Below are 11,106 nucleotides of genomic sequence, written 5' to 3' on the forward strand. Positions count from 1 at the left end.
TCCGCGCACGCCGCCGATCACGAGAGCGTTTCGACCGCCTCGTGCACCTCGTCGTAGTCCGGTTCGATCCCCGGATCGTCGGCCACCCAGGCGTACCGGACCTCCCGGTCGCCGTCGATCACCAGGACGGATCGTTTCGCCACGTCCTCGACACCCATCGACGCGAAGTCCATGCTCAGGTCGTAGGCGTCCACGATCCGCCTGTTGGTGTCGCTGATCAGCCCGTACGTCAGGCCGCTGTCCTCGCGGAAGGCGTTCAGTGCGAACGGCGTGTCGACGCTGATCCCGTAGACTGTTGCGCCGAGATCGTCGAACTCCTCCAGCCGTTCCTCGAAGGTCTCCATCTCGTGCGTGCAGACGCCGGTGAACGCGCCCGGGAAGGAGGCGAGGACGAGCGGTGCCTCGTCCAGTCGCTCCGAGAGCGCGAACTCGGCCACGTCCCCGTTCGCCAGCGGTGCGGTGAACTCCGGCGCGGTGTCTCCGACGTCGACCATACGCGAGGGTCGGACTCCCCCGGAAAGGGCCTTGCGCCACCGGACGAGCCGTCCGGATCCGGGGCCGGCGAAAGATTGATGAGAGCGGTTCTACCCCATGATAGACAGCAAAAAGGTTATAATCGGCACCGAGTAACCGTCGGGTAGAGATGTTGCAAGAAGCACTCATCCCCCTGTTCCCGGTCGGGGGCATGCCGGGCGGGACGGAGCTGATCGTCATCCTGCTCATCGCCGTGTTGCTGTTCGGCGCGAACAAGATCCCGAAACTCGCGCGGTCGACAGGTCAGGCCATGGGCGAGTTCCAGAAGGGTCGCGAGCAGGTCGAACAGGAGCTCGAAGAGATGAAAGAGGGCGCGACCATCGACGACGAGGGTAACATCGTCGACGAGGACGGCGAGATCCTCAAGACCGAAGCCGAGCGCGAAGCCGACAAGGAATCGGCGACGTCCAGCGAATAACGGTCCGTTCTCTCCCCCCTCTCTTCACAGCCCCGCCGAGCAACAGCAAGGGTTTTTCTCCCGGCGCTCGCTGGCTCCGGTAGGGCGTGTGGCCTAGGGGACAGGGCGAGGGGTTCCTAACCCCTCGATCGCGGGTTCGAATCCCGCCACGCCCGCTTCGCGGTTCCTCACGTCCGTTCGGAACACGCTCGCGGCCGTGGCGTAGTTCGCAAACGCTTCGCGTTTGCTCACTCCCGCCACGCCCGTCAGCGAACGCAGTGAGCGAACCGGAACGGGATTCTAATCAGGGAAGACACGCGCAGCGAAGCGAGCATGTCTGACATGGTTCGAATCCCGGAAGACGCCGTAGACGTCTTCCGACCATCGCGAAACCGGAGGTTTCGCTCAGTCCCGCCACGCTCGCGTGCGTGGCGTAGTTCGCAAACGCTTCGCGTTTGCTCACTCCCGCTACGGCACCTGTCGATAGGACAAGACTTACGCCAGTCAGGGAGCGAGAACTGACCGATGGATTACGAGGGCCGGCTTGCTACCGAAGCAAAAGAGCTCGGCGCGCTCCTCGTGGCGTACGTCTTCGTCGGACTGCCAGTCGGGACCATCGCGACCCGGCTCGTCCAGTCGATGGATCGGCCACTGCCCCTCACCGCGATGGAGGCCGGGCTCGTGCTCGGTGCAGGCGTGATAGCCGTCACCGAGATCACCGGCAATCGGCCCGGAACCCTGGAATCGATCGGATTCTTCGCTGCCAACGTCGCAGTTCGGGTGCCGCTCGTCATCGTCGTCGCGCTATCTACCGAGAGCGCCTCGATCATGGCTGTCGGCCACCTCGTCGCGGCGCTGGTCGCGTACGTCCTCGCGATCCGTTGGGGTGCCGCTGAGACGGTCCGTCGATTCAGGAACGGACTGGGACGGCTCACCTGGGTCCCCGACCGCGAGAACCCGGCAGAGCGACGATGAGATTCGTTACTCTCGCTCGTGGACCCGCATCAGCACCGGATTCCGCGGTCGCGCGGTGATGGTCGCCACGAGGTCGAGCGACGGGTCGGAGACGAGTTCGAGGTGGTACCGCTGGAGCAGGGTCGCGAGGACGACCTTCGCCTCCAGCATCGCGAAGCGATCGCCGACGCAGCGGCGCGGCCCGGCGGAGAACGGGAAGTAGGCCAGCCGCGGCAGCGACTGCTCCATCTCGTCGGTCCACCGGTCGGGTCGGAACGCCATCGGGTCGTCGTAGAGATCGGGATCGCGGTGGACGGTCCACTGGTTGATCGAGAGCGTCGATCCCTCGGGGATCGTGTAGCCCGCTATCTCGTCGCGACCGACCGCCTCGCGGACGATCGCGGGCACCGGCGGGTAGAGCCGCATCGATTCCTTCACCACGTTTTCGAGATACGGGAGATTCCGCACATCCCCGACGGTCGGCGGGTCGCCTCCCAGATGCTCGTCGAGTTCCGCGAGGAGGCGCTCCTCGACGGACGGATGCTGCGCGAGCAGGAGGGTGGTGAACGTCAGCGCGAGCGCGGTGGTCTCGTGGCCGGCGAGCAGGAGCGTCATCACCTCGTCGCGGATCTGCTCGCGGGACATCCCTTCGCCCGACTCGTCTTCGACAGCAAGCATCCGGGAGACGACGTCGTCGCCGGGGTTGCGGGCGCGCTCGTCGACGATCCGGTAGACGACCGATTCGAGGTCGTCGATGGCGCGCTGGAGGCGGAACTTGCCCGGCGTCGGGACGTCCACGGGGAGCATGTCGGCGCTGAACCCTTCCTGGTAGTCCATCACGACCTGCAGGGAGGAAGCGACGGTGTTCACGTCGCGGCCCACGTCGACGCCGAACAGCGCGTCCGCGACGATTTCGAGGGTGAGCTCCATCATGTCCTCGTTCACGTCGCGGACGGCGCCGTCGCGCCACTGCGCGGCCGTCTGCTCGCTGCGCTCGACCATCGTCTCGGCGTACTCGGCGATGCGGTCGGGCTCGAACGCGGGGCCGATGAGATGACGCTGGCGCCGCCAGAACTCCCCTTCGCTGTTGAGCAAACCGTTGCCGAGGACGGGGCCGAGCGACTCCTGGAACAGCTCGCCCTTGACGTAGTTCCCGTTGTTGTGGACGAGGACGTGTTCGATGCCCTCGGGACTGTTCACCTGGTAGAACGGGGTTCCGAGCACCTCGTAGTACGCGAGGTCACCGTACTCGCGGGCGCAGCGCTCTCTGAAGGCGTACTCGTCACGCAGGAACTCGAAGAGGCTGCCGACCACCGGCCGACCGCTCGGCCCCGGCGGACGGACGACCGTCGTCTCCGTCGCGGACGCGTTCTCCATACTCGTGATACGGGCGCGACAGGAATAACCGATCGGGCGGTCGGCTCGCGTGCCGACCGACGATCGGCGTCCGTGCCGACCGATTATCGGTGTCGCTGCCGACAGATCACTCGCCCTGGAACTCGGGGTCGCGGTCCTCCCGGAACGCGCGGCGGCCTTCCTCGAAGTCCTCGGTCGTGGTGAGGAAGCCGAATCCCTGACTCTCCATCGCCATCCCGGCGGCGAGACTCGTGTCCTCGGCATTGTTCAGAACAGACTTCGCGACTTTCAGCGCCAGCGGCGGCCCGCTGGTCAAGTCGTCGACGTAGGACTCGACGGTCTCCTCGAACGACTCGGGAGAAACCGCGCGGTTGATCAGCCCCCAGTCGGCGGCGCGCTCAGCCTCGATACGGTGACCGCGGAAGACGAGTTCCTTCGCCCGCGCCTCGCCGACGAGTCGGACGAGTCGCTGGGTCCCGCCGCCGCCGGGGAGCAGACCGAGGTTGATCTCCGGAAAGCCGAACTCGGCGTCGGTCGACGCGACGCGCATGTCGCAGGCCAGCGCGAGTTCATGGCCGCCGCCGAGGCAGTACCCCCGAATCGCCGCCAGCGTCGGTCTGGGGTACTCGGCGACGACTTCGTACAGCGGCGTCACGTCGATTGCCTCGGCTGGGGTGCGATCAGCGACGCTGTCGATGTCGGCACCGGCGCTGAAGGCTTTCTCGCCAGCGCCCTCGAACGTCACGCAACGGACGGCGTCGTCGTCGACGCGGTCGAGGAGGTCGGGTATCTCCTCGCGGACGGCGTCGTCGATGGCGTTGAGGCTGTCGGGGCGGTCGATGGTGACCGCGAGGCGGCCGCGGTCGTCGATCTGACAGGCGATCGCTTCGCTCTCGCGGTCGATGTCCGCGACGCTCATGCGTCGACTGCGCCCGGAGGCGACAAGTAGCCACCGGCGACCGGCGTTCCACCCGAGTCATCCCCGGCTCCCGACCGGGGCCACCGAGTTACTGCCCGCCTCCCGTTCTGCGGATCCCACCCCGAGGGGACGAACTGTCTCCGAGAGAGCCGCCGTCTAGAGCTTCTTCTCGGCGTCTTCGGCGAGCTCCTTCATGCGCTTGCCGACGCGGCCGGCGTCGGAGAACTCGTCTTCGCTCATGGCGGTGGCGAGGGCGTTGCCGAGGACGAACACGGCGTGTTTGTGTTCGCTCTTGGATTTGTGGACGTCGTCGGGCGTGACGTCGAGTTCCTCGTAGGGGTCGAACAGCGTCGAGTCCACGTCTTCGAGGTCGGCGAAGTAGTCCTTGATCATCACCATCTGCGCGTGGAGTTCCAGCAGTTCGTCCTTGTGCATGCGGGCCAGTACGGTAACCGCCGGTTTAAGAATTGTCCGTCAGTGGGTCACACAGGAGTCGCGCGGTCAGAAGACGTACTCGTCTTCGTGGCCCATCATCCCGTCGTCCTCGTACCCCGCGTCCTCGTCGTCGTCCATCGGTCCGCTCGTCTTGTATGCCTTCAACCCCGTCGAGAGCAGGTCCTCGATGGCTTCCTCCCGGTTGAGGAACTCACCCTGCTCGACGAGCTGGGTGATACGCATTTCGAGGTGTTCGGGGATCGTGAGATCAACCTTGGGCATCGGATCGGTCGAATCTTCGGTGAGGGGGTATTTAAGTCTGGCGGGGGTTATATCCGGCCCGGACAGCCCCCATCGTGCGGTTTTTCGCCGGTTCGGCACGGCGCGCTCGCCGGATTCTCGGACGGGTGGCCGATCGCTCGGGGACCGGGCGTCAGCGGCGCATCGCCGCGCCGCGAGACCGCGGCGCGAGACCGCGGCGCGCCGGCCGGGGCGAAGTAGTTAGGCTGAAAGGCACACGGTGCTAAGCGCCTGGAGATGGAACCTCTGCGTGGTGACGAGCCGTCGGTCGACCCCGGCGAGACGACCATCGCGACGCGCGGCCGCGAGGTCGGTCCCGTGCCGGTCGGGGCCGTCCTGCGCGAACTGCCCCGACCGACGGTCGCCTGGTCAGAGGCCGGCCAGCAGGTCGCCGCAGGCGGGTCGGCGGCGACGATCACGGCCGACGGAACCGGTCGCTTCGAAGCGGTCCGGCGGGCGGGCGAAGCGCTGTTCGCGGGGCGGACCGTCGCGCCGGACCTACCGCGCGCCGCACGGCCGCGACTGTTCGGCGGTTTCGCCTTCCACGAAGACGACAAAGACGACGGACAGTCCCCGTGGGCGGGCTTTCCGGACGCGCAGTTCGTCCTCCCGGCCGTGCAGGTCGTCGCTGATCCCGACGGGTCGACCTGGGTCGTGGCGACCGCGACCGGCCCGACCGCGGCCTCCACCGCCGACGCGCGACTCGACGAGTGGGCCGAACGCGTCGCCTCGCTCGCGGACGAACTGCCGACCGGCGGCCCCGGTATCGAGCGACGGACGTACACGCCCGACGACGCGGGCTGGCGCCGGCAGGTCGAGGCAGCCGTCGAACGCATCGAGCGCGGCACGCTCCGCAAGGTCGTCCTCGCCCAGGCGCTGACAGTCGACCTGCGCGAGGAGCTTTCGGTGCCGGCGGTGTACGCCCGCCTCTCGGAGACCTATCCCGACTGTTTCCGGTTTCTCGTGGCGCCCGAGGGCGGCGGCCAGTTCTTCGGCGCGACGCCCGAGCGGCTGGTCACGCGGGACGGCCGGACGGTCACGACCGAGGCCCTCGCCGGATCGACCGGCCGCGGGGACACCCCGGAAGAGGACGAGTGGCTCGCGCGCGAACTGCAGGAGAGCGCGAAGGACAGCCACGAACACGAACTCGTCGTCGAAGCTATCAAGTCGCAACTCGACCCGTTCGCTACCTCGATCTCGACGGGCGACCGCACGGTGCGCCGGCTTGCGACCGTCCAGCACCTACAGACGCCGGTGACCGCCGAGCTCGCCGAGGACGACCACGTCCTCTCGCTTGTCGAAGCGCTCCACCCGACGCCCGCGGTCGGCGGCCTCCCCCCGGACGAGGCGCTGGAGACGATCACGGAGACCGAGGCGTTCGAGCGGGGCTGGTACGCCTCGCCGGTCGGCTGGTTCGACGCCGAGGGCGACGGGACCTTCGCGGTCGCGATCCGCTCGGCGGTCGCGGACGGCCGGCAGGCCACGCTTTTCGCCGGCAACGGCATCGTCGGCGACAGCGACCCGGACCGCGAGTGGGACGAGGTACAATTGAAGTACCGCCCGGTCCTCGACGCGCTCGAATGACCGAACGCCCAGCGGGTGACCGCACCACAACCGCACGGAATCGGGTGAGGACTGCGTGACCGCACCGAACCGCGCGACGCTGTGGGGCCGGACGCTCGTCGACGAACTCGCCGCGAGCGGCGTCACCGCTGCCTGCATCTCGCCGGGGAGCCGCTCGACACCGCTGACTGTCGCCTTCGCGGAACATCCCGAGGTCGAGACCTACTCCGTCCTCGACGAGCGTTCGGCCGCGTTCTTCGCGCTCGGTCGGGGTCGGCGGACGGGCGAGGCGACGGCGCTGGTCTGCACGTCGGGGACCGCCGCCGCGAACTACCACCCGGCGGTCGTCGAAGCCGACCAGTCCCGGGTTCCGCTGCTCGTGCTCACCGCCGACCGCCCGGCCGAACTGGCTGACAGCGGTGCCAACCAGACCGTCGACCAGACGAAACTCTACGGCGACGCCGTCCGCTGGTACCGCGAACTTCCCGAACCCGCGCCCGAAGCGCGCCGCCTCCGCTCCCTCAGGGTTGCCGCCGACCGCGCCGTCGCGAAGACGACCGGCGCGAACCCCGGACCGGTCCACCTCAACGTCCCCGTCGCGAAGCCGCTCGAACCCGTCGACCGACCGGACGACGTACCCGATTCGCTCGCCGAGACCGCGCCGCTCGGGAACGGAGGACGGGACGGTCCGTTCGTCAGGACGGCGAGCGGGACACTCACGCCGGACGACCGGATCGTCGACGACCTTGCGGCCGCCGCGGAGTCCGCCGAGCGCGGACTGGTCGTCGCCGGGCCGCTGAACCCCGGCGTCTGCGACCCGGAGGTGGTCGACGCGCTGCTCGACGCGACGGGCTGGCCGCTGCTCGCGGACCCGCTGTCGGGGCTCCGGTACGGCCCGCTCGTCGAGGACCACCTCGTCTGCGGCGGCTACGACTCCTATCTCGACGCCGAGGTGTGGCCGGATCCCGACGTGGTCGTCCGCGTCGGCGCCTCGCCGACCTCGAAGGTCCTGCGGACTTATCTCGCGGACGTGGACGCCCGGCAGTTCGTGGTCGATCCGGCCGGCGACTGGCCCGAAGCCGAGTTCACCGCCACCGACTACGTCGAGGCCGACCCGACTGCGGTCGCGTCGGCGCTCGCCGACCGACTGGGCCACGGTGCGGACGCGAGCAGGCGTCCCGACGAGTGGCGCGACCGCTTCGCGCGCGCCGAGGCGACCCACTGGGAGACCGTCGAAGCGGGCGCCGACGAGCGGCTGTTCGAGGGGGCGATCCTCGCCGACGTCGTGGCCGGAGCGCCCGATCCCGCGACCGTGTTCGTCTCGAACAGCATGCCGGTCCGCGACTGCGACCGGTTCGGACGGCCCAGGCCCGCGGACTTGACCGTGTTAGCCAACCGCGGCGCGAGCGGCATCGACGGGATCACCAGTTCCGCCCTCGGCGCCGGCAGCGCCGCGGACGACCCGCTGGTGCTCGTGACCGGCGACCTGGCGTACTACCACGACATGAACGGGCTCCTCTCGATCGCGCGCTGCGGGGTCGACGCGACTATCGTCCTCGTGAACAACGACGGCGGCGGCATCTTCCACGTCCTCCCCATCGAATCGTTCGACCCCCCGTTCACCGACCAGTTCAAGACGCCTCACGGGCTCGACTTCGAGCCCACCGGCGACCTCTACGGACTGGAGTTCCGGCGGGTCGGCGACGCCGACACGTTCGCGGAGGCCTATCGCGACTCGCTCGCCAGCGACGGCACGCAGGTCATCGAAGTCCGCGTCGACGGCGAAGCCAGCCACCGCTTCCGCGAGACGCTCCACGACCGGGTCTGCGAGCGCGTCGCGTCCGACCGCTGAGTACGTTTTCCTTTCCGTCACGGTCGCACCAGCGAGTAGGTCAGCACGGACAGCCCGAGCGGGACCCACGTCGCGACGAGGCCGACGACGCCGAAGATGGAGAACAGGCTCACGCCCGGCAACCCGAGCAGAACGAGCGGTATCAAGAGGCTCCAGAGGCCGAACACGGCGATCGCGGCCTCCGGGATCGAGAGGAGGTAGGCGAACGTCAGGAGGGTACAGACAGCGATCGCCAGCCGCGCGGGGAGCGGGAACCGCGGATAGAGCGCGCTCGCGACGAAGAAGGGATAGAGGAAGAATATCGACCCGAGCATGACGAACGACTGGCCTGTCGGGAACAGCCGACTCGGGCTGAGCCGCCGCCCGTTCGACCCCTGGCGGACGGCCCACGCGCCGGTCGACTCCCAGGCGTTCCACGACCAGTCGACGTTGGGCCCGTCCGTCGACCCCGCCGCGGCCTGGCGCTGGGCCGACGGGGAACCGTCGGTCGCACCGCCGCCGGTCCCCCTGCTGGCGGTCGACCCGTTCGATTGCCACGTCGGTCCCGTCGAGTCGCCGCGGGAGCGGGTCGTGCCGTCCCCGGGGGACCGATGCCGACCGCTCTCGGACGACCAATTTCGACCGCTCTCGGACGACCGATGCCGACCGCTACCGGATGGCCCTGCCGAGCCGGTATCTGCGTCTGACGCGTCGTCGGCGTTGGCTCCTCCGCCCTCGTCGCCGGCCGGTCCGACGTCGAACCCGCCACCCGGACGGCGGCCGCCGCGGTGTGACTTTCGCCGGCGACCGGAGCGCCGACCCCGCTGTTGAGACCCGCGCCAGGTGCTCTCCTCGGACGAGCGGTCCGTCTCGCCCGAGCGCCAGCCGCGCCCGCCCGCGGCCGACTGGCTCCAGCCGCCGGCCGAACCGCCAGCGTTCGATCCGCTCTCACCGGCGTTCGGTCCCGCGTCCGTCCGCCGATCCGAGTCCGTCCGGTCTGCCCGGTTCCCCGCGTTCGAACCGGACCGGGTGGGGCCGTCACCGGTGTACGTCTCGTGGCCCAGGCGGTCGTATCGGGCGCGCTCGTCCTCGTCGGTGAGGACGCGTTTCGCCTCGTTGAGCCGCTTCGTGCGCTCGCCCGCGTCCACGTCGTCACTCACGTCGGGGTGGACCCGCTTGATGGCCTCGCGGTAGGCCGTCTCGATCTCCTCGGTGGTCGCGTCGTCGGCCACGCCGAGGCGGTCGTAGAACGTCTCTGTCATGGCGAGCGCTGGTGAATTACTCCGTCTTCGGAGGCCGATACTAAAACGCCTGCGGCCGAGTATCGGTGGCGATAGCCGGCGCTGTCGGCTTCTCTGGACCGTTCGACGACCGGAAGACCGAGGTGCGCGGGGCGTCAGTCCACGCACATGTCACGCCAGACCGTCTCCAGCGGAACGGAGTGGGAGTCGCACGTCGGGTACTCGCGAGCCGTCGCCGTCGACGGCCAGGTCCACGTCTCCGGGACGACGCCAGTCGACGACGAGGGGGAGGTCGTCGGTGGCGGACCCTACGAGCAGACGCTCGCGGCGCTGGAGATCGTCGAGGGAGCGCTGGATGAAGCGGGAGCGTCCGTCTCCGACGTCGTCCGCACGCGGATGTACGTCACCGACATCGACGACTACGAAGCGGTCGGTCGCGCCCACGGCGAGGTGTTCGCGGACGTCCGCCCCGCCGCGACGATGGTCGAAGTGAGCCGCCTCGTCGACGAGGCGTTCTGCGTCGAGATCGAAGCGACGGCCGTGATATCAGAGTGACACCGCTCGGCCGAGCGGCAGCGGTCCCGTTCCGCCGAACGGCCGACTGAGGAATCTTTTTGCGCGGTCCGACCGGAGCACCGGCCATGGTTTCCGAGATCTTCGATCCCGACCGGTGGGAGCCGGTCGAGGCGTTCGACTTCCGCGATATCACCTATCACCGCGGGGCCGACGTCGACGCCGTCCGCATCGCCTTCGACCGGCCCGAAGTCCGCAACGCCTTCCGCCCCGGTACCGTCGACGAACTCTACACCGCCCTCGACCACGCCAAGCGCCAGTCCGACGTCGGCTGCGTCCTCCTGACGGGGAACGGCCCCTCGCCGAAAGACGGCGGTTGGGCCTTCTGCGCGGGCGGCGACCAGTCCGTCCGCGGCGACGAGGGCTACGAATACCGAGGTGACGATGGCGAGAACGAGACTCAGAGCGCGGCAGAAGCGGGCCGCCTCCACATCCTCGAAGTCCAGCGGCTCATCCGTCACATCCCCAAGCCCGTCGTCTGCGTCGTTCCCGGCTGGGCCGTCGGCGGCGGCCACTCGCTGCACGTCGTCTGCGACCTCACCCTCGCCAGCGACGAGCACGCGAAGTTCCTCCAGACCGACCCCGACGTCGCGAGCTTCGACGCCGGCTTCGGCTCGGCGTACCTCGCCCGCCAGGTCGGCCAGAAGAAAGCCCGCGAAATCTTCTTCCTCGGCAAGACCTACGACGCCGACGAGGCCGCCGACATGGGCATGGTCAACGAGGCCGTCCCCCACGAGGACCTCGAAGACACCGCCCTCGACTGGGCCGACCGCATCACCAGCAAGTCGCCGATGGCCATCCGCATGCTCAAGTACGGGTTCAACATGGCCGACGACGGCATGGTCGGCCAGCAGGTCTTCGCCGGCGAAGCCACCCGCCTCGGCTACATGACCGACGAGGCCAAAGAAGGCCGCGACGCCTTCAACGAGGGCCGCGACCCCGATTTCGACGACTACGACTGGTACTACTGAGACCATCTTTTTCCCGCCCGGGTTTCCTCGCG

At 68.8% G+C, this 11,106-nt stretch carries 11 protein-coding genes, 1 tRNA gene and 1 pseudogene; 7 read left to right on the forward strand and 6 right to left on the reverse strand.

Annotated features, from left to right (window positions below; translation table 11 throughout):
• Positions 1-17: 17 nt before the first annotated feature.
• Positions 18-494 carry a redoxin domain-containing protein gene (locus ACMGFH_RS05390; protein WP_415381787.1) on the reverse strand — a complete coding sequence of 159 codons (477 nt, stop codon included), beginning with the start codon at positions 492-494 and terminating at the stop codon, positions 18-20.
• A gap of 149 nt (positions 495-643) precedes the next feature.
• Between ACMGFH_RS05390 and ACMGFH_RS05395 the strand changes: the two genes are divergently transcribed.
• The 3 genes from ACMGFH_RS05395 (at position 644) to ACMGFH_RS05405 (ending at position 1,906) form a co-directional block, all read left to right on the forward strand.
• A complete protein-coding gene (locus tag ACMGFH_RS05395; RefSeq protein ID WP_415381788.1) occupies positions 644-952 on the forward strand; it encodes a twin-arginine translocase TatA/TatE family subunit in 309 nt (102 codons plus the stop codon).
• Between the two features lie 82 nt (positions 953-1,034).
• Positions 1,035-1,107 (forward strand) — tRNA-Arg (locus ACMGFH_RS05400).
• Between the two features lie 349 nt (positions 1,108-1,456).
• A complete protein-coding gene (locus ACMGFH_RS05405) occupies positions 1,457-1,906 on the forward strand; it encodes a hypothetical protein (protein WP_415381789.1) in 450 nt (149 codons plus the stop codon).
• A gap of 6 nt (positions 1,907-1,912) precedes the next feature.
• Here the strand turns inward: ACMGFH_RS05405 and ACMGFH_RS05410 are convergent, their stop codons facing one another.
• The 4 genes and pseudogenes from ACMGFH_RS05410 to ACMGFH_RS05425 form a co-directional block, all read right to left on the reverse strand.
• On the reverse strand, positions 1,913-3,262 hold the full coding sequence (locus ACMGFH_RS05410; protein ID WP_415381790.1) for a cytochrome P450: 1,350 nt from the start codon (positions 3,260-3,262) through the stop codon (positions 1,913-1,915).
• A gap of 106 nt (positions 3,263-3,368) precedes the next feature.
• Positions 3,369-4,100: pseudogene (locus tag ACMGFH_RS05415) on the reverse strand (enoyl-CoA hydratase/isomerase family protein); the annotation flags it as partial.
• Between the two features lie 216 nt (positions 4,101-4,316).
• Positions 4,317-4,595, reverse strand: a complete 279-nt coding sequence (locus ACMGFH_RS05420; protein ID WP_415381792.1) for a UPF0058 family protein — start codon at positions 4,593-4,595, stop codon at positions 4,317-4,319.
• Positions 4,596-4,661: 66 nt separating this feature from the next.
• Positions 4,662-4,877, reverse strand: coding sequence for a ribbon-helix-helix domain-containing protein (locus tag ACMGFH_RS05425; protein WP_274323873.1), 216 nt, complete (start codon positions 4,875-4,877; stop codon positions 4,662-4,664).
• A 255-nt stretch (positions 4,878-5,132) separates the two neighbouring features.
• Here ACMGFH_RS05425 and ACMGFH_RS05430 point away from each other — a divergent pair, with 255 nt between their 5' ends.
• Both ACMGFH_RS05430 and menD read left to right on the forward strand, forming a co-directional pair.
• Positions 5,133-6,479: an isochorismate synthase gene (locus tag ACMGFH_RS05430; protein WP_415381793.1), complete on the forward strand. Its 1,347-nt coding sequence runs from the start codon at positions 5,133-5,135 to the stop codon at positions 6,477-6,479.
• Between the two features lie 55 nt (positions 6,480-6,534).
• Entirely contained in the window at positions 6,535-8,310 is a 1,776-nt protein-coding gene (menD, locus tag ACMGFH_RS05435; protein WP_415381794.1) for a 2-succinyl-5-enolpyruvyl-6-hydroxy-3-cyclohexene-1-carboxylic-acid synthase, read from the forward strand.
• A 17-nt stretch (positions 8,311-8,327) separates the two neighbouring features.
• On the opposite strand, the gene ACMGFH_RS05440 is transcribed toward menD, so the two are convergent.
• Positions 8,328-9,551: a J domain-containing protein gene (locus tag ACMGFH_RS05440; protein WP_415381795.1), complete on the reverse strand. Its 1,224-nt coding sequence runs from the start codon at positions 9,549-9,551 to the stop codon at positions 8,328-8,330.
• A 147-nt stretch (positions 9,552-9,698) separates the two neighbouring features.
• Here ACMGFH_RS05440 and ACMGFH_RS05445 point away from each other — a divergent pair, with 147 nt between their 5' ends.
• Together ACMGFH_RS05445 and ACMGFH_RS05450 are read left to right on the forward strand one after the other, a co-directional pair.
• Positions 9,699-10,085: a RidA family protein gene (locus ACMGFH_RS05445; RefSeq protein ID WP_415381796.1), complete on the forward strand. Its 387-nt coding sequence runs from the start codon at positions 9,699-9,701 to the stop codon at positions 10,083-10,085.
• Between the two features lie 86 nt (positions 10,086-10,171).
• On the forward strand, positions 10,172-11,074 hold the full coding sequence (locus ACMGFH_RS05450) for a 1,4-dihydroxy-2-naphthoyl-CoA synthase (protein WP_415381797.1): 903 nt from the start codon (positions 10,172-10,174) through the stop codon (positions 11,072-11,074).
• The last annotated feature ends 32 nt before the right edge of the window (positions 11,075-11,106 follow it).

This window comes from Halosimplex rarum (assembly GCF_047715405.1).
In the GTDB taxonomy this organism is placed as follows: domain Archaea; phylum Halobacteriota; class Halobacteria; order Halobacteriales; family Haloarculaceae; genus Halosimplex; species Halosimplex rarum.

Excerpts from the sequence above, each read along its gene's own strand:
- ACMGFH_RS05445 (WP_415381796.1), top strand. The coding sequence starts at position 9,699 with ATGTCACGCCAGACCGTCTCCAGCGGAACGGAGTGGGAGTCGCACGTC.
- ACMGFH_RS05440 (WP_415381795.1), bottom strand. The coding sequence starts at position 9,551 with ATGACAGAGACGTTCTACGACCGCCTCGGCGTGGCCGACGACGCGACC.
- ACMGFH_RS05405 (WP_415381789.1), top strand. The coding sequence starts at position 1,457 with ATGGATTACGAGGGCCGGCTTGCTACCGAAGCAAAAGAGCTCGGCGCG.
- ACMGFH_RS05425 (WP_274323873.1), bottom strand. The coding sequence starts at position 4,877 with ATGCCCAAGGTTGATCTCACGATCCCCGAACACCTCGAAATGCGTATC.
- ACMGFH_RS05450 (WP_415381797.1), top strand. The coding sequence starts at position 10,172 with ATGGTTTCCGAGATCTTCGATCCCGACCGGTGGGAGCCGGTCGAGGCG.
- ACMGFH_RS05395 (WP_415381788.1), top strand. The coding sequence starts at position 644 with ATGTTGCAAGAAGCACTCATCCCCCTGTTCCCGGTCGGGGGCATGCCG.
- ACMGFH_RS05390 (WP_415381787.1), bottom strand. The coding sequence starts at position 494 with ATGGTCGACGTCGGAGACACCGCGCCGGAGTTCACCGCACCGCTGGCG.
- ACMGFH_RS05410 (WP_415381790.1), bottom strand. The coding sequence starts at position 3,262 with ATGGAGAACGCGTCCGCGACGGAGACGACGGTCGTCCGTCCGCCGGGG.
- ACMGFH_RS05430 (WP_415381793.1), top strand. The coding sequence starts at position 5,133 with ATGGAACCTCTGCGTGGTGACGAGCCGTCGGTCGACCCCGGCGAGACG.
- ACMGFH_RS05420 (WP_415381792.1), bottom strand. The coding sequence starts at position 4,595 with ATGCACAAGGACGAACTGCTGGAACTCCACGCGCAGATGGTGATGATC.